Annotated in this window: 21 protein-coding genes; 9 read left to right on the top strand and 12 right to left on the bottom strand. The window is 71.7% G+C overall.

Annotation, left to right across the window (positions count from 1 at the left end):
* Window positions 1–5 precede the first annotated feature (5 nt).
* Window positions 6–1,361 (bottom strand): dipeptidase, encoded by a 1,356-nt coding sequence (locus tag IE262_RS03015; RefSeq protein ID WP_134030460.1) that lies wholly within the window; start codon window positions 1,359–1,361, stop codon window positions 6–8.
* Between the two features lie 174 nt (window positions 1,362–1,535).
* On the opposite strand from IE262_RS03015, the gene IE262_RS03010 reads away from it, so the two are divergent.
* The gene (locus tag IE262_RS03010; RefSeq protein ID WP_134030457.1) at window positions 1,536–2,741 is read left to right on the top strand and encodes a geranylgeranyl reductase family protein; all 1,206 of its coding nucleotides are present in this window, start codon (window positions 1,536–1,538) and stop codon (window positions 2,739–2,741) included.
* Between the two features lie 24 nt (window positions 2,742–2,765).
* On the opposite strand, the gene IE262_RS03005 is transcribed toward IE262_RS03010, so the two are convergent.
* Window positions 2,766–3,215, bottom strand: coding sequence for a nitroreductase family deazaflavin-dependent oxidoreductase (locus IE262_RS03005; RefSeq protein WP_134030454.1), 450 nt, complete (start codon window positions 3,213–3,215; stop codon window positions 2,766–2,768).
* A gap of 213 nt (window positions 3,216–3,428) precedes the next feature.
* Between IE262_RS03005 and IE262_RS03000 the strand changes: the two genes are divergently transcribed.
* Window positions 3,429–4,184 carry a TetR/AcrR family transcriptional regulator gene (locus IE262_RS03000; RefSeq protein ID WP_134030451.1) on the top strand — a complete coding sequence of 252 codons (756 nt, stop codon included), beginning with the start codon at window positions 3,429–3,431 and terminating at the stop codon, window positions 4,182–4,184.
* Here the strand turns inward: IE262_RS03000 and IE262_RS02995 are convergent.
* A complete protein-coding gene (locus IE262_RS02995) occupies window positions 4,139–4,942 on the bottom strand; it encodes an AfsR/SARP family transcriptional regulator (RefSeq protein ID WP_134030448.1) in 804 nt (267 codons plus the stop codon). The genes IE262_RS03000 and IE262_RS02995 overlap by 46 nt on opposite strands.
* 85 nt (window positions 4,943–5,027) lie before the next feature.
* Between IE262_RS02995 and IE262_RS02990 the strand changes: the two genes are divergently transcribed.
* Genes IE262_RS02990 through IE262_RS02980 form a run of 3 tightly spaced genes read left to right on the top strand, consistent with a single transcriptional unit; the run spans window position 5,028 to window position 9,237 of the window.
* Window positions 5,028–7,241, top strand: a complete 2,214-nt coding sequence (locus tag IE262_RS02990; RefSeq protein WP_229877065.1) for an MMPL family transporter — start codon at window positions 5,028–5,030, stop codon at window positions 7,239–7,241.
* A gap of 53 nt (window positions 7,242–7,294) precedes the next feature.
* Window positions 7,295–8,575: a sensor histidine kinase gene (locus tag IE262_RS02985; RefSeq protein WP_189871050.1), complete on the top strand. Its 1,281-nt coding sequence runs from the start codon at window positions 7,295–7,297 to the stop codon at window positions 8,573–8,575.
* Window positions 8,572–9,237 carry a response regulator gene (locus tag IE262_RS02980; RefSeq protein WP_134030442.1) on the top strand — a complete coding sequence of 222 codons (666 nt, stop codon included), beginning with the start codon at window positions 8,572–8,574 and terminating at the stop codon, window positions 9,235–9,237. Before IE262_RS02985 ends, IE262_RS02980 begins: the two co-directional genes overlap by 4 nt.
* Here the strand turns inward: IE262_RS02980 and IE262_RS02975 are convergent.
* The gene (locus IE262_RS02975; RefSeq protein ID WP_189871623.1) at window positions 9,198–9,527 is read right to left on the bottom strand and encodes a DUF6332 family protein; all 330 of its coding nucleotides are present in this window, start codon (window positions 9,525–9,527) and stop codon (window positions 9,198–9,200) included. The genes IE262_RS02980 and IE262_RS02975 overlap by 40 nt on opposite strands.
* Window positions 9,528–9,704: 177 nt before the next feature.
* On the opposite strand from IE262_RS02975, the gene IE262_RS02970 reads away from it, so the two are divergent.
* Window positions 9,705–10,061 carry a hypothetical protein gene (locus tag IE262_RS02970; protein WP_134030439.1) on the top strand — a complete coding sequence of 119 codons (357 nt, stop codon included), beginning with the start codon at window positions 9,705–9,707 and terminating at the stop codon, window positions 10,059–10,061.
* A 66-nt stretch (window positions 10,062–10,127) separates the two neighbouring features.
* Here the strand turns inward: IE262_RS02970 and IE262_RS02965 are convergent, their stop codons facing one another.
* Entirely contained in the window at window positions 10,128–10,874 is a 747-nt protein-coding gene (locus tag IE262_RS02965; RefSeq protein ID WP_189871048.1) for a maleylpyruvate isomerase family mycothiol-dependent enzyme, read from the bottom strand.
* Window positions 10,875–10,992: 118 nt separating this feature from the next.
* Here IE262_RS02965 and IE262_RS02960 point away from each other — a divergent pair, with 118 nt between their 5' ends.
* A complete protein-coding gene (locus tag IE262_RS02960) occupies window positions 10,993–11,856 on the top strand; it encodes an MOSC domain-containing protein (RefSeq protein WP_189871046.1) in 864 nt (287 codons plus the stop codon).
* Window positions 11,857–12,004: 148 nt separating this feature from the next.
* On the opposite strand, the gene IE262_RS02955 is transcribed toward IE262_RS02960, so the two are convergent.
* From IE262_RS02955 to IE262_RS02930, 6 genes are all read right to left on the bottom strand, one after another.
* Window positions 12,005–13,351, bottom strand: coding sequence for a hypothetical protein (locus tag IE262_RS02955; RefSeq protein ID WP_229877064.1), 1,347 nt, complete (start codon window positions 13,349–13,351; stop codon window positions 12,005–12,007).
* A gap of 97 nt (window positions 13,352–13,448) precedes the next feature.
* On the bottom strand, window positions 13,449–14,636 hold the full coding sequence (locus IE262_RS02950) for an MFS transporter (RefSeq protein ID WP_189871044.1): 1,188 nt from the start codon (window positions 14,634–14,636) through the stop codon (window positions 13,449–13,451).
* A gap of 180 nt (window positions 14,637–14,816) precedes the next feature.
* Window positions 14,817–15,920, bottom strand: a complete 1,104-nt coding sequence (locus tag IE262_RS02945) for a terpene synthase family protein (protein WP_189871042.1) — start codon at window positions 15,918–15,920, stop codon at window positions 14,817–14,819.
* Window positions 15,913–17,547 (bottom strand): prenyltransferase/squalene oxidase repeat-containing protein, encoded by a 1,635-nt coding sequence (locus tag IE262_RS02940; RefSeq protein WP_189871040.1) that lies wholly within the window; start codon window positions 17,545–17,547, stop codon window positions 15,913–15,915. Before IE262_RS02940 ends, IE262_RS02945 begins: the two co-directional genes overlap by 8 nt.
* A 562-nt stretch (window positions 17,548–18,109) precedes the next feature.
* Entirely contained in the window at window positions 18,110–20,422 is a 2,313-nt protein-coding gene (locus tag IE262_RS02935; RefSeq protein ID WP_229877063.1) for a glycosyl hydrolase family 95 catalytic domain-containing protein, read from the bottom strand.
* A gap of 58 nt (window positions 20,423–20,480) precedes the next feature.
* On the bottom strand, window positions 20,481–21,086 hold the full coding sequence (locus IE262_RS02930; protein WP_189871038.1) for a polysaccharide lyase family 7 protein: 606 nt from the start codon (window positions 21,084–21,086) through the stop codon (window positions 20,481–20,483).
* Between the two features lie 446 nt (window positions 21,087–21,532).
* Between IE262_RS02930 and IE262_RS02925 the strand changes: the two genes are divergently transcribed.
* Together IE262_RS02925 and IE262_RS02920 are read left to right on the top strand one after the other, a co-directional pair.
* Window positions 21,533–22,486 (top strand): NAD(P)-dependent alcohol dehydrogenase, encoded by a 954-nt coding sequence (locus tag IE262_RS02925; RefSeq protein ID WP_189871036.1) that lies wholly within the window; start codon window positions 21,533–21,535, stop codon window positions 22,484–22,486.
* A gap of 47 nt (window positions 22,487–22,533) precedes the next feature.
* Window positions 22,534–23,958 carry a sulfatase family protein gene (locus IE262_RS02920; RefSeq protein WP_189871034.1) on the top strand — a complete coding sequence of 475 codons (1,425 nt, stop codon included), beginning with the start codon at window positions 22,534–22,536 and terminating at the stop codon, window positions 23,956–23,958.
* Between the two features lie 25 nt (window positions 23,959–23,983).
* Here IE262_RS02920 and IE262_RS02915 read toward each other — a convergent pair whose 3' ends face one another.
* Complete coding sequence (locus IE262_RS02915; protein WP_189871032.1) at window positions 23,984–24,721, bottom strand: DUF1775 domain-containing protein; 738 nt, start codon at window positions 24,719–24,721, stop codon at window positions 23,984–23,986.
* Window positions 24,722–24,765: the final 44 nt, after the last annotated feature.

Below are 24,765 nucleotides of genomic sequence, written 5' to 3'. Positions count from 1 at the left end.
CGCGCCTAGTTCGCCGCGTAGTTGCGCAGGAACAGCGCCTCCGCCACCGAGAGGCGCTCCAACTCCTCGGGAGACACACTCTCGTTGACCGCGTGGATCTGCGCCTCCGGCTCGCTCAGGCCGATGAGGAGGATCTCCGCCTCCGGGTAGAGGGCGGCGAGAGTGTTGCACAGCGGGATCGAGCCGCCCTGTCCCGCGTAACTCATCTCCTGGCCCGGGTAGGCGACCGCCATCGCGTCGGCCATCGCCTCGTACGCCGGGCTGGAGGTGTCCGCGCGGAACGCCTGTCCCTGTCCGATCTGCTCGCAGTGCACCCGCGCGCCCCACGGGGTGTGCGCCTCCAGGTGGGCCTGGAGCAGCTTCGTCGCCCCGGCAGCGTCCACGCCCGGCGGGACCCGCAGGCTGATCAGCGCGCGGGCGCTCGCCTGCACGGACGGGGTCGCGCCCACCACCGGCGGGCAGTCGATGCCGAGCACGGTGACGGCCGGGCGGGCCCAGATACGGTCGGCGACCGTGCCCGAGCCGATCAGCTCCACTCCGTCGAGCACCTTGGCGTCCTTGCGGAACTGCTCCTCCTCGTACCGCAGGCCGTCCCACTGCGCGTCGGCCGTGAGCCCGTCGACCGTCGTCGAGCCGTCCTCGGCGCGCAGCGAGTCCAGGACGCGGATCAGCGCGGCGAGCGCGTCGGGGGCCGCGCCGCCGAACTGCCCCGAGTGCAGGTTGCCTTCCAGGGTGTCGATCCGCACGCGCACCATGGTCATGCCGCGCAGCGTCGAGGTGACCGTGGGCAGACCGACCCGGAAGTTGCCGGCGTCGCCGATGACGATCGTGTCCGCGGCGAGCACCTCGGGGTGCTGCTCGGCGTACCGCTCCAGACCGCCCGTGCCCTGTTCCTCCGAACCCTCGGCTATCACCTTGACGTGGACGGGGACACCGCCGTTCGCCTTCAGGGCCCGGAGCGCGAGGAGGTGCATGATCACGCCGCCCTTGCAGTCGGCCGCGCCGCGCCCGTACCAGCGGCCGTCCCGCTCTGTCAGCTCGAACGGCGGGCTGACCCAGGCGGCCTCGTCCAGTGGCGGCTGCACGTCGTAGTGGGCGTAGAGGAGGACCGTCTTCGCGCCCTCGGGCCCCGGCAGATACCCGTACACCGACTGCGTGCCGTCGGGGGTGTCGAGCAGCGCGACGTCCCTGAAGCCCTCGGCGCGCAGCGCGTCCGCCACCCAGGTCGCGGCGCCCTCGCTCTCGCTCTTCGGGAACTGTGCGAAGTCCGCCACCGACTTGAAGGCCACCAGCTCGGTGAGTTCCTGCCGCGCGCGCGGCAGCAGCGAGGCGACGGTCTCGGCGACCGGATTCGACGACATGGGCACGCTCCTCGTGGGTGCGACGTTGTGCTTCTGGGTACGCGGATGCGTACGCGCTGACCTGTGTAGGGCGCACGCGCCTGCCGATACTCCCACAGTGGCCTGCGGGGATGCCCGCCGTAGGATGCGGGGGTCAGATGCGGCAGGCGGTTGGATCGGGAGCAGTAGGCCATCGTGAGCAGCGAGAACTCTTCGGCGGACGACGTGCAGCGGGTGTGGGACGTCGTCGTGGTGGGCGCGGGACCCGCGGGGGCCTCGGCGGCCTACGCGGCGGCGGTCGCGGGACGTCGCGTCCTGCTGCTGGAGAAGGCGGAGCTGCCCCGCTACAAGACGTGCGGCGGCGGCATCATCGGCCCCTCGCGCGATGCGCTGCCACCCGGCTTCGAGTTGCCGTTCAGGGACCGGGTGCACGCGGTCACGTTCTCGCTGGACGGCCGCTTCTCGCGTACGCGCCGCTCCAAGCAGATGCTGTTCGGGCTGATCAACCGGCCCGAGTTCGACCACCAGCTCGTCGAGCACGCACAGAAGGCGGGCGCGGAGCTGCGCACGGGCGTCACCGTCTCCCGGGTCGAGCAGCACGGCTCGGCGGTGCCGGACCGGCGCACGGTCGCCGTCGTCCTGCAAGGGGGCGAGACGCTGCTCGCGCGGGCCGTGGTGGGCGCGGACGGCAGCGCCAGCCGCATAGGAGCGCATGTGGGGGTGAAACTCGACCAGGTCGATCTCGGTCTGGAGGCGGAGATCCCGGTGCCGGAGACCGTCGCCGAGGACTGGAAGGGGCGGGTGCTCATCGACTGGGGCCCGATGCCCGGCAGTTACGGGTGGGTCTTCCCCAAGGGCGATACGCTGACGGTGGGGGTCATCTCCGCGCGAGGTGAAGGCGCCGCCACGAAGCGGTACCTGGAGGACTTCATCGGGCGGCTCGGCCTCGCCGGTTTCGAACCGAGCGTCTCCTCGGGGCACCTGACGCGCTGTCGTGCCGACGACTCGCCGCTGTCGCGGGGGCGGGTGCTGGTGTGCGGGGACGCGGCGGGGCTGCTGGAGCCGTGGACCCGCGAGGGCATCTCGTTCGCGCTGCGGTCGGGGCGGCTCGCGGGGGAGTGGGCGGTGCGGATCGCGGAGGCGCACGACGCGGTGGACACCCGGCGTCAGGCCCTGAACTACGCGTTCGCGATCAAGGCGGGGCTCGGCGTCGAGATGAGCGTCGGCAAGCGGCTACTGACGGCCTTCCAGCGCCGTCCCGGTCTCTTCCACGCGGCCCTCACCGGCTTCCGCCCCGCCTGGAAGGCCTTCGTGGACATCACGCGCGGATCGACCTCGCTGGGCGAGATCGTCCGCAGTCATCCGATGGCCCAGCGCGCCCTGACCGCGCTCGACCGCTGAACGAACCGGCGGCTCCGGTGTGGATCACGGCTTGACGGTGATCCGGAACACGGGGTGGTCGGGGGCGATCCGGCGCAGCTCCGCTTCGGGCGAGTCGGGGCCCACGCCGTTGAAGAACGCGCCCACCTCGGCCTTCCACCTCTTGAGGTAGGCCCGCAGCAGCGGAACCTTGTCGTCGTCGGCGACCTCGGTCGCGGTGAACACGTCCACGTTCTTCCCGAGGCGCAGTTCGCCCCCGCCCGCGGCCCGCATGTTGTGCGTCCACTGGACGTGACCGCGCGGCGCGACGAGGTACTGCACGCCGTCCACGGTCAGCAGGTTGACGGGGGTGGTGCGCCACTGCCCGCTCTTGCGGCCACGGACGGCGAGCACCCGGGAGCCCCAGACACTGACGCCGCGGCCCGTCAGCCAGGCGACGACGCGGTTGAGGACGTTGACGGTGAACCAGTCGGGCTTCTTGACGTACGTGGACATGGCGAATCCTCCTGAGGGCGGCGGGCTGCGTGAGCGTTGCTCTTGAGTGTGAGCACTGCTCTCGCATGAGGCAGTGTGCACGAGACCGGCAGCCCAAAGCAAGATCACTGCTCTCGATTTTGTGCGGTGCTCCGAATGGAGGGCGGCGATCTCTTCATGGAGCGGTGCTCGCGATTGTGTCCACCGCTCTGAAGACATGGCACACTGCCCCGCATGAGCAGCACACAAGGAGCCCACGCCGCCACACAAGGAGCCCGTGCCCGCGCCCGGATCGAAGTCACCGCCGCCATCAAGGAGGAAGCGCGCAGACAGCTCGCCGCGCAGGGCGCGTCCAAGCTCTCGCTGCGCGCCGTCGCCCGCGAGCTCGGCATGGCCTCCTCCGCCCTCTACCGCTACTTCCCCAGCCGCGACGACCTGCTCACCGCGCTCATCATCGATGCCTACGACTCCCTCGGCGAGGCCGCCGAGACCGCGCACACCCAGGTCGCCGGGGCGGCGCCGGCCGAGCGGTGGATCGCCGTGTGCGCGGCGGTGCGCGACTGGGCCCTGGCGCATCCGCACGAGTACGCGCTGATCTACGGATCGCCCGTGCCCGGCTACTCCGCGCCCGATACCACCGTGCCTGCGGCCTCGCGGGTCTGGCGGCTGCTCATCGGGATCGTGCGGGACGCGCACCGCGGGAACGGCGTGGCCCAGTGGAAACTGTCGGCCGAGGTCACGCCGGAGGCGGAGCGGATGGCCGCCGATCTCGCGCCCGATCTGCCGCCCCCGGTGGTCGCGGTGCTCGTCGCGGCCTTCGCGCAGCTCTTCGGGCTGGTCAACTTCGAGGTGTTCGGCCAGTTCCACCGTGTGGTTGAGGACCGGCAGGCTTTCTTCCGGCACGCCGCTGCCCGACTCGCCCACCACGTCGGGCTGGTGTTCCCTCAGCCGACCGGCACGGGCGACGGTGCCATCAAGCCCGGGTCCTGACGGAGGATCCGCGCGTGCAGTGAGCGCAGCGCCGGCCCCGGGTCGGCGCCCAGCGCCTCCGCCAGCCGCTGTCGCAGCTCCTCGTACGCCATCAGCGCGTCCACGCCGCGGCCGGTCCGGTACAGCGCGAGCATCAGCAGCTCGACGAGCCGTTCCCGCAGGGGGTGCGCGGCGACGAGACGGACCAGTTCGTGCACGTACTCGAAGGACCGGCCCAGATCGATCTCGCCGGCCAGACGTGCCTCCAGGACCGTGAGCCGCTTCTCGGCCCAGCGCAACCGCTCCGCTGCCAGGTAGGGGGCCTGGAGGCCCTCCGCGAACTCGCCGCGCCACAACTCCTCGGCGGATGCCACCAGTTCTCCCGCGCGCCGCAGGTCGCCCGCGTCCCGTGCGGCCATCGCCTCGTCGATCAGCCGCCGCCGCTCGCGCAGGTCGTCGATGTCCGCCCCGTTCAGACGGTAGCCGTTGCCGGTCCACTCCAGTCCGGGTCCGTCTCCCAGCGCGCGGCGCAGCCCGGACACGTACTTCTGCACGAGATTGCGCACATGCACGGGCGGGCTACCGCCCCACACCGCCTCGACCAGACCGTCGTACGACATCGGCCGGCTCTCCTGGAGCAGGAGTACGGCAAGCACCGCGCGCTGCTTCGGTGGGCCGAGCGGGATCGCCACGCCGTCGCGCAACGCCCTGAGCGGGCCGAGCAGTTCGAAGCGCACACCCGAGTGCGAGCCGGGACGCGAACCGTGCGAATCACGCATGCGTCGAGCGTAGCCGGGCCGGCCCGTTCCAGTGGATCTTCCAGCGGGCGTTCCAGCGGCCTCGGCGACGGTGGCCGGGCCACCCGTGGATCCCGTTCGAAAGGCCACCACGATGCTGACCCGGCTCGGCCGCCTGGCGGTGCGGCACAGCCGCGCCGTCCTGATCGGCGTACTCCTCGCCTTCCTCGGCCTCGGCGCCTACGGCGCGGGAGCCCAGTCCGACCTGGACCTCTCGCGCTGGAGCTCACCCGGCACCGAGTCGGTCCGCGCGGGCGACGCACTGCGCGAGCACTTCCGCACCGGCAACCCCAACCTCGCCCTCCTCGTCACGGCCCGCGACGGCGACGTGGACAGCCCGGCCACCGAGCGGGCTGCCCGCGAACTCACCGCCGAAGTCGAGGAGTTGCCCCTCGTCACGGACGTCACCTCGTACTGGGACGCGGACAGTCCCGCCCTGCGCGGCAGCGACGGCCGCCGCGCCCTCGTCCTCGTCCACCTCGAAGGCGGCGTCACCGAAACCCGCGAGGAACTCGCCGCCCTCTCCCCGGAGTTGACCCGCCCCACCGCCGAACTCAGCGTCCAGGTGGGCGGACAGGAGGAGATCTCCCGGCAGGTCGGCGAACAGGCCCGCACCGACTTCCTGCGCGCCGAGCTGTTCGCCCTCCCCGCCGTCGTCCTGCTGCTGATCCTCGTGTACCGGCGCACGACCGCCGCCCTGCTGACCGTCGCGGTCGGGCTGATCTCCGTGCTGGGCACGCTCGCCGGGCTGCGAGCCATCGCCCAGTTCACCCAGGTGTCGACGTTCGCGGCGAACCTCGCGCTCGTGCTGGGCCTCGGACTCGGCGTCGACTACAGCCTGTTCGTGATCCACCGCTACCGGGAGGAGCGCGCGGCCGGGCATCCGCAGCCGGAGGCCGTCGTCCGGGCGGCCGCCTCGGCAGGGCGCACGGTCGTCTTCAGCGCAGTGACGGTGGCCGTGTCGCTGTGCGCGCTGCTGGTGTTCCCCTTCTTCTTCCTGAGCTCGTTCGCGTACGCCGGTGTCCTCGTCGTGCTCACCGCGGTGGCGGGGGCCGTGCTGTTCCTGCCGGCGGCCCTGGCGCGCTGGGGCCACCGCGTGGAGCGGCCCGCCGCGCCCGCCTCCGGCTTCTGGCACCGCACCGCGCTCAGGGCGATGCGCCGCCCGTTCGCCGCGGGTGCCGGGGTCCTGACCGTGCTCCTCGTCGCCGCCGCACCCCTGCTGGGGCTCCGCTTCGGCCTCCCTGACGAGCGCACCCTCCCCGAGGGCACCTCCTCGCGGACCACCTCCGAGATCGTGCACAGGGAGTTCGCCGCCGAGCCCACCGACACCATCCAGGTCGTCCTCGACGGGCCCGCCGACACACGGGCGTACGCGGCCCGGCTCTCCCGGGTCCCGGGCGTGTTCCAGGTCGACGCACCCGAGGGCGCCTTCCGCGAGGGCCGGCGGGCCGCGGCTGCCGGCCAGGACCGGCTCACGGCCCCCGACGGCCGCGTACGCCTGGCCGTCATCCCGACCCAGAAGGCCATGTACGGCGACGTGCCCGCCCTCGTCGAACGCGTCCGGGACACCCCGGCACCCGCCCGCGCTCTCGTCGGCGGCTACCCGGGTGAGACGACCGACTTCCGCGCCACCCTCCTCGACCGGCTCCCGTTCGCCGTCGGGATCGTGCTCGTGGCGACGTACGTGATCCTCTTCCTGATGACCGGCAGCGTGCTGCTCCCCGCCAAGGCGACGGTCCTGAACCTGCTGAGTCTTTCGGTGATGTTCGGGTGCCTGGTGTGGGTGTTCCAGGACGGTCATCTGTCCGGGGCGCTCGGGTTCACACCGACCGGTTCCATCGAGCCGAGCATCCCGGTCCTGATGTTCTGCGTGGCATACGGGCTGTCGATGGACTACGAGGTGTTCCTGCTGGCCCGCATCAAGGAGGAGCACGACCGGACCGGCGACACGGAACGCGCGGTGGGGGAGGGCATCCGGCGCAGCGCCCCGCTCGTCACCGCCGCTGCCGGGATCCTGGCGCTGTCCTTCCTGTCGTACGCCACCGGGGGTGTCGTCTTCCTGAAGGAGCTGGGCATCGGGACGGCCCTCACGATCCTCGTCGACGCGACCCTCATCCGGGTCGTCCTGCTGCCGGTGACGATGCGCCTCGCGGGTCGCGCGAACTGGTGGGCGCCGCGTCCGCTGCGCCGGCTGCACGAACGGTTCGGGATCAGCGAAGGGGCGGGGAAGACGCCCGGGGAGCCGTCCGCAGAGGGCGTACTACACCGGGAGTACGTGTGATCACCTCGCCCGGGTGACGCACCGGGCGGTGCGCGGCGTCTAGCGTGGCCGTCATGGAAGAGCAGGGCCCGCACACGTCCCCGGCCTGGGGCGCACCGCCGTGGCGGCGCAGGCCGGGCGGTCCGCCGTGGTGGCAGGGGCGCCCTCCGTGGCGGCGGGCGGGGCCGGACGAGGACGCGGGTCCCCGGTGGCCGTGGCGCTCCACGCTGCTGCTCACCGTCTTCGTGCTGGTCGGCTCGAACGCCGCCGCCCGGTTCCAGGAGGGCGAGCACGCGTCTCTCGGCCCGTTCGCGCGCGTGCTGCTGCTCCTCGGCTCGGGCATGTTGCTGTGGCGGCAGCGGTACCCGGTGCTCGTCGCCTTCGGGACGGCTGCCACGGCCATGGTCTATCTGGGCGCCGGGTATCCGTACGGCCCGGTGTTCCTCACGGTCGCCCTGGGCTGCTTCAGCGCGATCGTCACCGGGCACCGCAAGGCCGCCTGGGCGGCGGTCGGCATGTTCTGGGCGGGACACCTGCTGGTGGCGCACTGGCTGTACCAGTGGCTGCCACCGGCCGGGGACCACGCGGCCGACTGGGGGCAGGAGGTGCCCGTCACCGCCTGGATCATCGCGATCGTCGCGGTCTCCGAACTGGTCCGGGTACGCCGCGAGCAGTGGGCCCGCGAACGTGCCGAGCGTGCCCAGGCGGCCCGGCGGCGCGCCGACGAGGAGCGGCTGCGGATCGCCCAGGAGCTGCATGACGTCCTCGCACACAGCATCTCGGTGATCAATGTGCAGGCGGGCGTCGGCCTCGCGCTCCTCGACTCCGACCCCGAGCAGGCCCGCACCGCGCTCACCACCATCAAAGCGGCCAGCAAGGAGGCCCTCGGGGAGGTCCGCCAGGTGCTCGACACGCTCCGGACACCGGGTGACGCTCCGCGCGCCCCCGCACCGGGGCTCGACCGGTTGCCCGAGCTGGTCGAACAGGCGGCCGGTGCGGGCCTCACGGTGGAGGTCGAGGGCGAGGCACCCCCGCTCCCGCCCGGCGCCGGCCTCGCCGCGTTCCGCATCGTGCAGGAGGCCCTCACCAACGTCGTACGGCACTCGGGCTCGCGGCACGCGCGCGTGTGCCTCGGACAGGCGGCCGGGGCGCTGCGGTTGAGGATCGACGACGACGGGCCCGCCACCGGCGCGGACGCCGGTGGCAGCGGCAACGGACTGGCCGGAATGCGGGAGCGGGCCGCCGCCCTGGGGGGCACGATCGAGGCGGGGCCGCGCGCCGACGGCGGATTCCGGGTGCTCGCCGTACTGCCGCTGAAGCCCGCCCGGTACCACGAGGCCAAGGAGGGCCGGTGATCCGCGTACTGCTCGCCGACGACCAGTCCCTGGTCCGCGCAGGTTTCAAGGCGCTCCTCGACGCGCAGCCGGACATCGAGGTGGCCGGGGAGGCCGCCGACGGCGAGGCGGCGCTGCGCAAGGTGCGTGCACTGCGGCCCGACGTCGTCCTGATGGACATCCGGATGCCGGTCCTCGACGGGCTGGCCGCGGCCCGCCGTATCACCGAGGACCAGAGCCTGAAGGACGTCAAGGTGGTCATGCTCACCACGTTCGAGCTCGACGAGTACGTCTTCGAGGCCATCCGCTCCGGCGCGTCGGGCTTCCTCGTGAAGGACACCGAGCCGGAGGAACTGCTGCGTGCGGTGCGGGCCGTGGTCGAGGGCGACGCGCTGCTCTCGCCGGGGGTGACCCGCCGGCTGATCTCGGAGTTCGCGGCCCGATCCAAGGAGCCCGCGGCAGCCGCGTCGCTGGGAGGACTCACCGAGCGGGAACGGGAGGTGATGGCCCTCGTCGGCATCGGCCTGTCGAACGAGGAGATCGCCCGCCGTCTCGTCGTCAGCCCGCTGACCGCCAAGACCCATGTGAGCCGCACGATGGTGAAGCTGGGCGCCCGGGACCGGGCCCAACTGGTCGTGCTGGCCTACGAGTCCGGGTTGGTGCGGCCGGGCTGGCTGGGCTGAGGGCCGGGCGTACGGGGCGAGGAGCACTGCACCGCCACCGTACCGGCGCGCCGGCGGAAGCGGAGGAGCACGCTCACCACGCGGGCGGCGAAGAGCGGGGCGGCCAGTGCCAGACCGAAGAGAACGAGCACGCGTTCCACGCCGAGCGGCAGCGCGAAGAGCAGCGCCGGACCCGCCACGACCCCGAACACCACGGCCGCCGCGAAGGCCGCGCTGCACAGCGCGTACCCGATCTCCACGGTGATCGCGTCCCGCTCGGCCTGCGTCCGCCGCCCCTGCCCCGCGTCCATCATGCGTTCTTGTCCCCGTTCGTCTCCGCGCCCCTTACGCAGCAGTATGAAGCCGTATGGAACGTGCGCGAACCCACGCCGTGTCAACCGCTGTTTCTTTCAGGCGTATTGACACCTCACCTTGCGCTTGATTGGTTTGCCGTGTCATTTGTGTGCACATGACCACAGGGGGAACAAATGAACAGTTGGCTTCGTGCGTCAGTGATCGGCGCGACTTCCCTGGCCTTCGGCGGTATCGCGCTCGCGGGCACCGCTCAGGCGGCGACAGCGGGCTTCTTCAACGCCGACGGGGTGGGAATCCGGACCTGCGCCACCACATCCTGCACCGTCGTGGGACGGGGCTACCGGCTGCAGACCTTCAACGTGGACTGCTGGACGGACGGAACAAACATCGGCGGCAGCACGGTGTGGGTCCGCGGCCGCAACGCGGCGACCGGTGTCTACGGCTACTCCGCCGCCGTGTACGTCCAGTCCAGCGGCAACGGCACACCGGGCTCCGGCGACCGGTGGCGGTACTACGCCCCGCACTGCTGAGCGTCCCGCACCACCCACTGGTGCCCGGAGGCCGGACGGTCTCCGGGCACTTCCCTGTCCGGCACGCTACCTCCAGGTCACGGCGGACTTCTCGCGCCACAGCGCGGCCGGCGACTCGTCGCCCGTGACGCTCGGGAAGGGCTGCCTGTTCCACAGCGACAGATAGAGCCGCGCGGCGGGACCCGCCACCTCGCAGTCCGCGTCCGCCGTCTCGCCCCGCTCGCTCACCGGCGGCCCGGACGACAGCCGTACGGTCCACACGGTGCCCGCGTCCGTCGCCCTTACCCTCAGGACCCGCGGCCGGTCGGTGCGCACTCGGCTCTTCGCGCGCGCGTGGAAGGCGAGCAGCAACTCGTCGATGCCGTCGACCGCGAACCCCGGGGCGATCGCGCCGACCGCGTCGGCCGTCCCGTCGCGCGCCGACTCCGCGTCGGCCCGGTGGATCGTCGTCTCGTGCGCCTGCCGCCGCGCCCAGAAGGCCAGTGGCGAGGGCGCGGGCAGGAAGCTCCAGCACGCCACGTCCGGGGGCGCCGCCGCAAGGGTGTCGACGAGCCGTGCGTGGCCTTCCCGGAACCAGCCCAGGAGTTCCGCGCCGTCCAGGTCCGGCTCGCCCTCGGCGGGGTGGTACGACGTGTGCCCCTCGGCGACGAACGCCCCGGCCCACCGGTGCACCATCCCTGTGTGCCGCAGCAGATCCCGCACCTGCCAGTCCGGGCACGTCGGCACCCGGGCCCCGGTCCCGGCGCTCTCGGCGGCCGCGACCAGCAGCCGGCCCTCCCTGTCCAGGGTCTCGATGTGTTCGGCGATCTCCATGGGGCGAGTGTGCCGGATGGACGGCCGTCCGTTTGACAGGAGTGTGGCGAGGCTTTCCGCTTGAGGGGCGACGCCGGTGTCACGCGCTGCGCTCGTACCGTGAACAGGAGGAGGCCTCATGCAAACGGATCCGTCGCCATCGTTCTCGCCTTCCGCGCATGCGGGAGGCGGCTCGGTTGTCGGACTGTGGCGCTACCCGGTGAAGTCGATGCTGGGGGAGGAACTGAACGCCTCCGAGGTCACGGAGCGCGGCCTCGTCGGGGATCGGCAGTTCGCTGTTGTCGACGCGGCGACGGGAAAGGTCGCGGGCGCGAAGAATCCGCGTAAGTGGGGGACGTTCTTCGATTTTCGTGCTGCCTATGTCGAGCCTCCGCAGGCGGGATCGAAGCTGCCTGCCGTTCGCCTGACCCTGCCCGATGGAACCACCGCGCTGAGCGATCAGCCCCACCTGCCGCAGATCCTCTCCAGAGAACTCGGCCGGAAGGTCGTACTCGCCCAGGCGCACGGCGCGGGAGAGCCGTCGGGTGCGACCGCCGAGGAGTACTGGCCGGATATGGAGGGTCTCGATCACAGAGACACGGTGACCGAGTGGCACATGCCGCCGGGCACCCTTTTCGACATGGCGGTCGTGCACCTGCTGACCACGGCGACGATCGAACGGCTGCATGCGCTGTATCCCGCCGGACGCTTCGAGGCTCGGCGGTTCCGGCCGAACATTGTCGTGGCGACCGGCCCGGACGAGCAGGGCTTCGTGGAAAACGACTGGATCGGTCATGCGGTGGCAATCGGCAACGAGGTCCGCTTGCGGATCACCGGCCCCTGCCCTCGCTGCGTCATGACCACGTTGCCGCAGGGAGACCTGCCGCGGGACGCGGGCATCCTGCGTACGGCAGCGCAGCACAATCAGGTGCATGTGGGCGTCTATGCCGATGTGATCGCGGGCGGCACCATTCGACGCGGCGATCCCGTCACGCTCGCGTGATGATCCCCGCGTAGTCCCGTACGTGATGCGCGGTGCACAGCTGGTGCGGCCGCGCTCCCGCGAGCATGGCGAGGGCGCCTTGGAGGCCGTTCCCGGTGATCCAGACCGTCTGACCCCATGTTCCCCGGGCCGGGCCCCCGCGCGTACGTCAGGTCAGCTGCCGGGGCCGGCTGGTTGGGTGGGGGTGAGGAGGTGCGCCGTGTCGGTGGCGGCGGACCAGCGTGGGCAGCCAGGGTGCGGCGGCGAGCACGGCCAGGAGCGACAGCAGGGGAACGCGCCACCACCCCGAGACCTGGGCCGGTGGTGGGGGCGGCGCCTTCGCCACCCACGGCCGTGCGGTTTTCGACCATGCCAGGAACGCGTCACCGACGGGGATCAGGCCGAAGGCGTACCGCTTCGTCCACGGGGTGTCGACGGGGAGGCCGGCCAGCTCGCTGACGCCCGCCAGTGCGGCGGCGAGCGGAACGTCGCCGTGGACCTGGGCCGCGCCGATGGTGACCACGCTCGCCGACAGACTCACGCCGAGCGGGAGCGGGCCGGAGTCGATGTCGGCCGGGCCGTCCATGCCGTCGGGGTACTCCCGCACGGCGGGCCCGAGGCCGAGCGGCGAGGTGATGTACCGGTCGCGGAAGCGCAGGTACTGCTCACCGGCGAAGTCCTGGTCGATGTCGATCAGGAAACGCTGGATGAGGCTCTGCGAGGTGCCCCTGGCCACCTCGATCGGATCGCCGGTGTCCGGGTCGGCCCGGTGCGGGAGCAGGCCGGTGCGAGGGTCGAGTCGTCCGCGCACCTCCCGTACCCACCGATGGACGGTTTCGGTGAACCGGCCGGGCAGCAGAGCGTCGTGCAGCCGCAGCGACGCGATCGCCACGGTCGAGTCGACCGGCCACGCCTGACCGGGATACGCCTCCAGATACGGCGACTGCGAGGCGTCGAAAGCCGCGGCGAGCGCGCCCGAGTCGCGGGCGAACCGACGCACCTCGCCGGGATCGCGGTGCCCGGCCGGCTGCAGGCTCAGCACCCCGCCGCGCAGCCAGTTGCTCCAGCCGCGGTGGAAGACGCCGTACGGCGGGGTGAGACCCGGGCTGAACGGGGCGCGGCCGGACGCGGAGTCCAGCCGCGCCAGCGCCCACCGGGCCTCTCGCAACGCCGTCGACCTGTCGCCGACCGGTTCGCGCATCCCGATCTCGACCCAGCTCAGACCGTAGAGCGCGTGCAGGAAGAAGTACCCCTCGGGGAACAGCCTCTGCGCCTCGTCGCCGGCCCCGTCATCCAGCTCCTCACGCAGAAAGGTCAACTGCCGCCGGACTCCCGCTGGTTCGCTGTCCGCGTCCGCGGTGGCGGGAACGACCAGCCGTACCGCGCCCAGCAGGGCGCAGACGCTGACCAGCACGGCGGCCAGCCGTCGCGACCGGCGCAGCACCTGACGCCACGTCGGCGGCGGTGAGGGACGGCCGCCGCTGCGAACCGTTTCGGCCTCTGTACCGATCCTCAATCCCTGACTCCTCGTCATCCCCGGGCAGTGGCATTACCGAGGACGACGCGAGGTGCGGTACAGCGGTTCACGAGGAGAGCCGTCCTGAGGGCTCTCCTCAGGACACGGGAGGGGCAGGGTGTGAGCCTGCTGCGGCACGCCGTGTCGTGAAGGCGATGACCGTGGCCAACGCGGCCAGCGCCGCCACGCTGGTGAGGGCGGCGGGAAGGGAGAACCAGTCCGCCATGAACCCGATGGCGGGCGGGCCCAGGAGCATGCCGCCGTAGCCGAGCGTGGACGCGACAGCGACTCCGTCGGGACCGGCCAGCGCGCCGGCGCGCTCGATCGCGACCGGGAAGAGATTGGCGAGGCCGAGCCCGGTGATCACGAAGCCGAGGAGTGCTGCCCACAGGGAGGGCGCGAGCGCACCGAGCAGCATGCCGACCGCGGCGGTCGTCCCGCCGGACACCAACGTGCGGGTCTGGCCCAGGCGTTCGAGCAGCTGGGTGCCGGTGAGGCGGCCCACGGTCATGGCGAGCGCGAAGCAGGAATAGCCGATGGCCGCGACGCCCGGTGTGGCGTCGAGATCCTGTTCCAGGTGCAGTGCGCTCCAGTCGGCCAGGGCTCCCTCCCCGTAAGCCGTGCACAGGGCGATCAGACCGAACGTGATCACAAGACCACGGGTGCGGTTGTCCATACGGCGCGGCGCGGGCTGCTGGTGCGACGCGTTCTCCGGTGGCGTCGGAGGGCGGTGGCGCAGCAGGGTGCGGCCCGCCAGGGCGGTGACGATCAGGCCGACCGCGGTGAGGCCGAGCAGATGCCGGGTGGGGGACAGCGCACCGGCGACCAGACCACCGAGCCCGGCGCCGATCATGCCACCGAGGCTGAAAGCGGCGTGGAAGCTGGGCATGACGGGCCTTCGCAGCGCACGTACCAGGTCAACCGCGGCGCTGTTGAAGGCGACATTGATGCCGCCGTACGCCATTCCGAAGACCAGCAGTACGGCGCCGAGCGTCAGTGCCGAGTGGCTGAGCGGCGGCAGAGCGACACTGAAGGAGAGCAGGACGCCGAGGATCACGGTCACGGGGTGGCTGCCGAAGCGGCGGCAGAGGCGGCCGGTGAACATCATCGTGATCACCGCGCCCGCGGATACGCCGAGGAGGGCGAGGCCGAGGGCGCTGGCCGATGCGCCCGTCTGCTCCTTGATGGAGGGGATGCGGACGACCCAACCGGCGAAGATGAAGCCGTCGAGGGCGAAGAAGGTGGTGAGGGCGATACGGAGCCGGGTGAGGTCGTTGCCCGGCACGACGTCGTGGGTTCGGGCTTTGTTTATTCGCGGCACAAAGTCAGGCTAGGTGCGCTGCCGGTGTGCGGCAAGGAGCGCCGGCCGGATCGCCTGCGCGCAGGCGGGGGGCGGACCAGGTGGCGTCCCAGTCGCCGATCCGGTCGATCTGCCGTGCTCGCGCCCCTGTCGTGCCGCCGGCACTCACGCCTGATCGATGAGGCGGGTGCCGGGCGTGAAGAGCTGGTGGGTGGGTGTGCCGTCGGACAGGTCGGGGTCGGGGCGGGTGTAGCGGGCGACCTGGTGGTGGTAGTCGAAGCAGCCGCGGACGAACGTGCGGTAGCCGTCCGCGCAGGTGCGGGCGTCGGCTCGGGTGTGCTGGGTCGCTCCGGCCGCTCGCAGCTGGAGAGCGAGGTCGGTTTCGGCGGTGGTCATGCGGTGGACGCACTCGCTGAGCAGGGTGTTGACCTGGTCCACGGCTTCCTGGCAGGTGCTCTGCTCCTGCTGTTGGAGAAGCAGGACGGCGTTGTGGAAGCCTCCTGCGGCGCGGTCTCTTCCCAGGGACCACAAGTCATTGTGGAGTCCGACGTATTCGGCGGCCGCGGTGCGCAGATCGCGGAAGCTGGACAGATGCCGCACGGTGTCGGGGAGGTCGATCCCGGCCGCGATCTCGGTGAGGTCGAGCCAGGTGTAGGCAGCGACGCTGTCCGCGCGCCGGCGCCGGTAGGCGGCCAGGGTCGGAGTCCGCTTCGTGAGCCGGTCCAGGAGCCCCTGGTAGTACGACCACAGGTAGGCCCGTATGTCGTCGCGGAACATACGGCACCAGCCGGGCGACCGGTCACGCGTGAGGTCCTCCAGGGTGTCGGCGAAGGCACGCTCGGAGGGCCCCCTGCCCGGACGGGCCCCGTCGAGTACCGGCAGGAGCGTGCGGAGGGCGTCCGCGCACCTCTGGGGGTCCTCGCCGTCGGGACCGTCGTCGAATTCGTCATCGATGATGAAGGTCCAGGTGGCCCAGCGGGTGAGCAGGTCCAGGGTGTGGGGTGCCGCGTACGGATAGGTGAGCGCGGTGATCAGCGGAACCCGGGTGCGCCGCAGGCTGCGCTGCGAGGCGGCGGACTGGCACAGGCCGTACGCGGCGAGCCAGACGTCCAGCGCGGACTGCGCCCGGTCCAGGGCGGGATGGGGATCGTGAGGCGGGAAGGGCAGATACAGCAGCGGGACGCGCAGGTCTTCCATGCCGAACGGGGCGGGCCCGCCGGCCGTCCCTCGTAGATCGGTCCACGCGCTCAGGTCGGCGTCCTCACTCATGGAGCGTCCTCAGTTCGTCGCTCGAAGGGCCGCATCGGGCCGGTGCGCGCCAGGCGGCGAGCGCCGTCAGGGCGTAGATGCCGGCCAGGGCGGGGAACTCGTACGGGATGGGGCGGGGCCCGACCTGGTCGGGCGGCCCCGGGTAGCTGCCGTCGGCGAGTCGGGCGGCGGCCAGCCAGGCGATGCCCCGGTCCGCCGCCCTTCGGGTGCCGGGCAGATGGTCCAGCCTGGCGAGGCCCATCAGGGCTCGTGCGGTGCTGACCGTGCCGCTGGCGGTGCCGGGGACCTGGCCCCAGCCGCCGTCGGAGTTCTGGGTGTCCGTCAGGCGTCTCGCGGCGCGCCGCAGTGCTTGCTCGACCCGCCTCGCGGGGAGCGTTCCGGCGAGCGCGGCAGGCAGGCGCGTGAGTGCGTGGACCGCGCGCTCCATCACGCTGGACTCGCTGATCGTCCAGCTCCTCGGCCAGGTGCCGTCGGCGGACTGCTGATCGAGGAGCCAGTCGGCGGCGGGGCGCACGACGGGGAGGGGGTCGCTCGCCGTGGAGCCATGGCTGAGGGCGATGAGTGCCCCGGCGGTCATCTCCGCTTCGGACGGGTTGCCGGGCCGGTAGGTGGGGAATCCTCCGTCGACTCCGGCGAGGCTCCGCAGGTGAGCCTGACCCGCGGCGATGTGGGGGGCGTACCGGCCGGGTCCGGTGGCGCGGAGGAACTCCAGGCACACCGCGGTGCTGTCCGCGTCGCACTGCTGGACCTGCGACGCGTAGGGCCAGCCCCCGTCGGGGCTCTGTCCGGCGGCCACCCGGCCGGCCATCCGTGCCACCAGAGCGTGCGAGCGGCCCGCCCCGATCAGTGCGAGGCCGGCTTTGGCCGTGAGGAACAGATCATGGCTGTCGGTGAAGGGCAGGCCTCCGTCGGGGTTCTGACACGATGCCAGCGCCCGGATCCCCGCGCGCACCTCGGGGGCGCCGGGGTCGAGGGCGTGCAGCGCGTGCAGGGCGAGAAGGTGCACCAGGAGGTTGCCTTCCCACACCTTCCGGGTGCCCGAGACCAGGCGGCGGCGCAGCTCGGCGTGCTCGGCCGGCGAAACGCGCGCGGCGCCGCCGGCCGCACAGGCATGCAGCGTCCGCATGGCCAGCAGCACCATCCGTGTCCAGGTCGCCGCGCGTCCGGGGCGCGGCGCGTCGAGTGCGGCGATGCGCGGATCGTAGGGCGCGAGGGCGCACAGCGCGAAGACGGTCTGCAGCAGCGCCCTCTTGCGAACGCCGGTGAAATGCGTGAACGACTCCAGGAACGCGGCCGCCAGGGCACGGTCGCTCTCTACGGCCATGCCCAGTGCGGCGCGCGCGAGCATGGGCTGCCATCCGGTCCCCGAGCATGCGCGCCGCAGATATCCGGTGACCTGCTCCTGTTCGTGGCGAAACCATTCCTCGGACGCCTGTTTGCGGATGAGTCCGAGGAAGAGCACCGATTCCACGATCCGGCTGGCGCACCCGTCCTGGAGGAAACCGTGGGCGTCGACCCTGCCCTCCAGATGGCGGGCGGTCCGGTTCCGGCACTCGGCGACGGCCCGTTGGAGGTCGTGTGGGCCGGCGGGGGAGCTCGCCCTCTGCCCGGGCAGGCTGCTCGTCATGTCCGCCCTCCGCTCCGGCGCGCATCTGGACGGAGTGCCGTGACCAGTTCGATGGCGAGGACTCTCGGAGGACCGCTCCTCATGGCCGAGCCCATCAGGCTGCGCGGTCGGGGCCGGGGGCGGGGAGATCGAGGGTGAGAGGCCCGCCGCCTCCGACGCCGAGCCGGGCGAGGGAACAGGCCGTGGACTCGCCGAGGACCGTCCCCCCGGTCACCAGGGCAACACGACCACCGAAACGCAGCTGACCCACTGTGACCACTTCTCCCCCACGCGAAGAACGCCGTCAAACCCCTGACAGGTAGGCATAACCGCGGAACCCCGGGATCATGCCGGACGACTCCCACTTCATAACGGTGTCCAGGCTGGAGCCATGCCTCGGGCGGACTGCACGTCAAGGCTACGTAAAAACAGGAGACTTGAGAGGGGACGTAGAGATAAGGCGACGGGCCCGCAGTCACGCAGGGGGCTGCATACAGGGCGGTCGGGCCCGGCGCCCGGCCGTGAACGACGAGGACGGCCGGGCGCCGGGTGAGGGGTGAGGGCTGAGGGGGAGCGGAAGAGCCTAGGGCAGCCCCCAGGGCTCGCCCGGCTCGCTCACGGTCACCGGGGCGATGACCAGGTCGGGTCGTCTGCCCGCGTACAGCAGCACCTCACGGTTCTTGGGCAGGTCGATGGCGAGGGTGCCGTCGTCCGTCGGGCGGGTGCGGGCCGGGGAGCCGTCGTCGAGGAGCGCGGTCACCGGGCCGCCCGTCAGACCGTGCCGGAGCTTCAGCGGCTCGCCCGCCAGACTCCGTACCCGGACGAAGCGGGTGACGCCGCCGGTGCGGGCCGCGCTGACGAGGAAGGCACCCTGGGTGCGGAAGTCATGGAGGGCGACGTCGGCCCAGGAGTCCGGTACGGCGGGGAAGACCCGTACGACACCGCCCCAGCCCTGGCAGAGCATGTCGTGCAGGGACTGCGACGCCGACAGCGGGGTCTCGATGACCGGACCGGCCTCCGTGTAGTGGGTGTTGGCCCGGCAGGGATAGCGCGTCGTCGGGTCGAAGAACTTCTTCAGGTACGACAGCGCGGTGTCGCCGCGGCCCATCATCGCGTACAGCGACGCGGCGCCCGTGTAGCTGTACCCCCGGTGGGCTCCGGTCAGCGCGTGCCAGTGGGCGACCGACTTCTCGATCAGCGCGCGCTGTTCCGGCTGGTCCCAGTTGACGAGGTAGAGCGGATAGACCATCAACAGGTGGGAGTAGTGGCGGTGGGACTGGGCGTACGGGGTGTCCGCACCGATCATGAATCCGTTGCCGTCCACCGGGTAGGGCGTGAGCTTGGCCAGTACCTCCCGCCAGCGCGGCTTCAGGGGGTCGTCGACTTCCAGGCGCTCGGCGGCCTCCAGCAGGGTGGCGCAGCCCCAACGGAGCAGTGCCAGGTCGTAGTTGGTGTCCTTCGGGGGGACCACCGGATACTCAGGGGACAGCGTGGACGGCAGATGCAGCTTGCCGTCGTCCTCCGGCTGGAGGAAGTGCAGGTAGTAGTTCATCGCGCGGCGCAGCAGCGGGTACACCGTGTCGCGCAGCAGGGCCTCGTTCATGGTGTGGCGGTAGCTCAGCCACGCGTTGTGCAGGGCCCAGGTCAGGTTGCCCGACTCGCCGCCGCTGCCCGGGGAGGGGGCGCTGCGGTTCATGAACATGTCCGAGCTGCGGCCGACTCCGGCGCTGTCCGACCGGTAGGCGGCGGGCACGTTCGCGATCAGTTGTTCCTGGTTCTGCCGGAGGGTGCTGGCGAGCGAGTCGAGTTCCGGGTGGTTGGAGCCGTGGACGATCCAGTATTCGAGCTGCACGTTCAGGTTCCACCACACGGCGGGCCACGGCGTGGGCTCCAGCCACGGCCCTGAGGTGGCCATCACCGGGCCGCCCTCGCGGCTGGCCGACGCGATCTTGTAGAGCTGGATCCAGTGGAAGCTCTGCAGCCGTTCGTCGGGGATCGAGACGAAGCTCTTGCGGTAGAACGCGTGCCACCAGCGGGTGTGCCGGTCGCGGAGCACCCCGTAGGCGTCCGCCCGCTGGATCTTCTTCAACGAGGTTTCGCCTGCCCGCGTGTCCGAGGGATGGCTGTGGGCGACGGTGAGCAGGAGGACGTCACCGGAGCGGCGGTGGGCCGTCGCGGTCTGGCCGCCGCCGGTCAGTGGCTGGAGGACCTGTTCGACGTCGCCGGTGGTCCGGGTCGTCCAGGGCGGGTTGGCGACGTATCCGGCGGGCGGCTCCTCGCTGATCTTCCTGGGGCTGATCGCCTCCTCCGGGTGGAAGGTCCAGCGGACCTTCTCGTCGCCGTCGGCCGTCGCACGCGCGGCGAGGATGCCGTCGTGGATGAACGCGGCGAACGTCAGGGAGCCCTTGTCCGTGGTGACCGTGCCGGTGAGCTCGGCGTTCCACAGGCTCAGCCGCCAGTCGACCGCGGTGACGGTGCCGACCGGATCGAGGGTCAGATGACCCACGGGCAGCCGGCAGGTGCCCCACCCGCTGCCGAACTCGGGGCGGTGGTCCTGCACTTCGCCGTGCTGGACGGTGAAGCGGATGCCGTTCGTACCCGGATCCTGGTACACCATGCTGCCCAGCCGTCCGTCACCCAGGAACGGCCCTTCGTGCCACAGCTTGGGCAGCTTGCGCCAGATCAGGTCCTGTTGGCGCAGGAAGCCGGCCCAGGCGCCGCTGGAGTCCATGTGGTTGCGGATCGTCCAGGGGGCGCGGCCGGTCCCGGCCGCGAGGCCTTCGCCCTCGACGGCGCCTGCGGGGGTGCGGGTGGAAGCGGCTTCGGCGACCGTGGGCAGGGCGGCGAGGGTCGTGCCGCCGAGCACGGTGCCGAGCATGGCTCTTCTAGAGGTCATTGCGGGTGCCTCCAAGGTGCGACGGTTCGTCAAGGTCCTCAGCGCGTCCGGGCACGGCTCATCGCGTCCAGTAGGTGAGGTTGCGGAAGCGTGCCTCGGCGCGGCCGTTGCCGTGGTGGTAGACGCCGTTCTTGAAGTGGCGGGTGGCGGGCCCGCGGTCCTCGGTGGTCAGCACCAGCGCGTCGTCGAAGTAGACCTTGACGCTGCCGCTTGAGGCGTTGTGTTCGAGCTTGACGTTGAACCAGGTGTTGTAGGCGTTCGTCTTGAGGACGGTGCGGTCGTAGGCCCGCACCGTTCCGCCGCTCGCGCTGTAGGCGTTGAGCATGAAGTCCGTGGCGGGTGTGCCCGAGGGGTGGATCACACGGAGGATCTGCACGAAGGTCGCGCCGTTCGTGCCGGACGGGAGATACACGTCGGCGTCCCACATGTGCTGCCCGGACGTGTACTCCTGGTTCCAGCGCATCTCGGTGCGCGGGTCGGTGGAACTGCCCTGTGACATGGGCTCGTCGGTGTCGTACACCCACATGCGGTGGACGCCGCCGCTGTTGGTGTAGCGGTCGCTCAGGTCGAGGTTCCACGGCTTCTGCACGCCGTAGGTGAACGCGGTCTTCTTCCAGCCGTCCGTGGGTGAGGCGGGTGCGGCAAAGGACGTCGACGGGGTCATCGCCCAGAGCGCGCCTGACGCGAGCAGGCCGCCGGTTGCGAGAACCGCACGTCTGGACGGCCCTGAATGTGAAGGGTTCATGTCAATCACTCCTGATGGGCGTCACGCTGGTGTGGGGGTCGAGCGGGCGGATCACAGGAACGATTCATCGGATCTATCGTCTGGCGCAGCCTAGAACCAGCGCTCAAAGCGCGTCAATGCAGGGAACGAGCCGAAGAGAGATCCGATGTACTTCGGATGCGGTCGGTGTGTACCTCAGCTCGCCGGGGGCATCCCCGCTCCGCGCTGAGGGCTTCATCCGAGAGGAACGGGCAGGCATGTTTCTCACCTCCGCTCAACCGGACTGGCCTCTCCGGTCGCGGAGTTAGCGTGACGGTCACCGGCGGTTCGGTGTCCCCTGGGCGCCCGGCCACGGCCGATCGACTGAACTGGAAAGAGTGAGTGACATGCGTGCGGCTCTGTACGACAGGTACGGCCCTCCGGACGTGCTCTACGAAGGCACCGTGCCGAACCCGGACGCCAAGCCGGGGGAGGTCCTGGTGCGCGTCCACGCCGCCAGCGTCAACGGAGGCGAACTGCTGGGGCGGGCGGGCAAAGTGCGTCTGGTGACCGGGCTCATGGGGCGCGGCTTCCCCAAACGCACCGGAATCGACTTCGCCGGAGAAGTCGTCGACCCCGGTTCCTCCGACTCGGGCCTGGCGGCGGGCGACCGGGTATGGGGGCTGCTGCCCCGCAGTTTCGGCAGTGCCGCGGAATTCGTGGCCGTGCCTCCACGGCAGCTGGCTCCGGCGCCCAGCGGCCTCGACCTGGTCCAGGCGGCGGCGCTGCCGGCCGTCGGCACCACGGCCATCACCGCACTGCGTGACAAGGCCCGTCTCACGGCAGGCGAACGGCTGCTCGTCCGCGGCGCCGGCGGCGTCGGCAGCGTCGCCGTCCAGCTCGCCAAGGCCTACGGCGCCCACGTCACGGCGCTCGCCGGGGCGAAGAACCTCGACTTCGTCCGCGGTCTCGGCGCGGACGAGGCCGTCGACTACGCCACCACCGGTCCGGCCGACCTGGGCCGGTTCGATGTCGTTCTCGACACGGTCGGCACCGCGCTCCCCGCCTATCGGCGCCTTCTGGCCCCCGGAGGGCGCATGGTGGCGATCGCCTTCGACGCCGAGAACCTGGCCGCTTCCCTCTCGTACCTGCTCGTGTCGACCGTGTTCGGTCCGCGCCGCGTACGGTTCTTCAGCGAAAACCCCCGCCGCGCCCTCATCGCCGAGCTCACCCGCCTCACCGAGAGCGGAGCGATCCGGCCCGTCGTGGACACGGTGTACCCGCTCGCCGGCATCGCCGCCGCGCACCGCTCGCTGGAGCGCGGAGGCGTACGCGGAAAACACGTGATCCGGATCGTGTGAGCCGGCACGGGGTCGATTGCGGCCCTTGCGTCCTAGGCTCAGGACGCATGACCGTCCCTGACCGGAGCACCAGGCCCTCGGTGATCGTCGTCCTCACCGACCAGCAGCGCTGGGACACCACAGGAGCGCACGGCAATCCGGCCGATGTGACACCGGAGTTCGACCGGATCGCCCGAGAGGGCACCCATGTGGAGCAGGCGATCACCCCCAACCCCGTGTGCGCTCCGGCCCGTTCCGCACTGCAGACGGGTCGCTTCCCGACGGCGACGGGCGTGTTCCGCAACGGTCTCGCGCTGCCACCGGACATCCCGACCCTGGCGGCGGCGTTCACACGGGCGGGATACGCGACGGGCTACATCGGCAAGTGGCACCTCGCGGGCGAGGACCAGCCGGACGGCCCCGTCCCCCCCGAGCGGCGCGGCGGCTACCAGGAGTGGCTGGCCTCGGACCGGCTGGAGTTCACCTCCGAGGCCTACCGCACGGTGCTGTACGACGGCGCCGGGCAACCGGTGCGGCTCCCCGGCTACCGCTCCGACGCCCTGGTCGACGCCGCGGTCCGCTTCGTCGCCGACCACCACGACCGCCCGTTCCTGCTCTTCCTGTCCCTCCTGGAGCCCCACCACCAGAACGCCACGGACGACCACCCGGCACCCGATGGCTACCGTGAGCGCTACCAGGGCAGCTGGCTGCCCCCGGACCTGGCCGCGCTCAGCCCCGCCGCACCGCAGGGCGGCGCCCACCGCCACCTCGGTGGATACCTCGGCCAGATCAAACGCGTAGACGAGGGCGTGGGCCGGCTGCGCGACGCACTGCGCGGCCTCGGCATCGCGGAGACCACGGTCCTGGCCTGGACCGCCGACCACGGCTCGCACTTCCGCACCCGCAACAGCGAGTACAAGCGCTCCGCCCACGACGCGTCCGTGCGCGTCCCCCTGGCCCTCACCGGCCCCGGATTCGCCGGCGGAGGCCGCATCCGCCACCCCGTCAGCACCGTCGACCTGACACCCACCCTCCTGGAAGCCGCCGGCCTGCCGGTGCCGGACGGGGTGCAGGGCCGCTCCTTCCTGCCGCTGACCGGAGGCGGCACCGACCCGGGCCGTCCCGCCGAGGTGTACGTCCAGATCAGCGAGGACCACGTCGGCCGGGCGGTGCGCACGGACCGCTGGAAGTACGCGGTCGCCGCACCGGACGCCGACCCCTGGCACGAGCCCACCGCGACCCGCTACGTCGAGACCGAGCTGTACGACCTGCACGCCGACCCGTACGAGTTGGACAACCTCGCCGGACTGACCTCCCACCGCGCCGTCGCGGACCGGCTGCGCGAGGCCCTGCGGGCATGGCTCGGGCGCACGGGCGAGCCCGACGCGACCGTCGAGCCCGCCCCGCCGCGCACCACCGCCCAGCGGCGACCCGATACCCAGGTCTCCGCCTGGGACGGGGCACGCTTCGGACACCAGCCGCCCCCGACGTAGCCGCTCCGCGGGGCGGCAGTCACCTCTACTCCTGGGCGCGGCCCTGGCGCCGTACGAGGTAGAACGCTCCACCCGCCACGAGGATCACGCCCGCAGCGATACCGGTCCAGGCACCGGCCGACAGACCGCTGTCGTCGTCCGCGGTCGCCTCGGCGGCGGGGGAGGCCGAGGGCGAGGTCTGCTCGGCGCTCGGCGTCGGGGAGGCGGACTCGCTCTCGGCCTCGCTCGGTGACGGGCTGAGCGGCTCGGCGCCGGGCGCGGCGGCCCTGAGTTTCAGCACCGGGGCGGTGTTGCCGTGGCCGTGGCCGTCGCTGCCGGACTCGCCCAGCTCGATCCAGCGGTCGACCTTGCCGTCGCTGTAGGTCTGCAGGGTCTTGAACACCAGTTCCTTCGCGTCGGGCAACTGCCGTACGACGACGGAGAGTTCGACGTCCTCGCCGACCTTGGCGGCCGTGCCCTTGACGGTGAAGCCGTCCTTGTTCGCCGTGAGCTTCCAGCCCTCGGGGCCTTCGCCGTATGTCACGTCGGCGGGCTCGATGCCCTCCGGCAGGATCACGCGCAGCTCGGAGATCCCGGCCGTGCCGGACTCCGACTCGGCGCTGAAGGTGAGTTCGACGTTCTGGGCGAGGGCCTGGGCGTCGGCGGACTCGACCTCCACATGGGCGGCGGCCGGACCGGCGGTGAACAGGACGGCGGTGGCGGCGACGGCGGCCGCGGGGACTGCACGGCGGATACCGCCGTGCCGGCGGGTGGTGCGGGGCATGGGTGTCTCCAGGCATGAGGAAAGCACGGGCGGCGTGGCAGCCG

Origin of the sequence: Streptomyces bluensis, from assembly GCF_014650715.1 — a bacterium.
Classification (GTDB): domain Bacteria; phylum Actinomycetota; class Actinomycetes; order Streptomycetales; family Streptomycetaceae; genus Streptomyces; species Streptomyces bluensis.
Note: the sequence above shows the minus strand (reverse complement) of the source record. Positions and strands in the feature narration are given on the sequence as shown.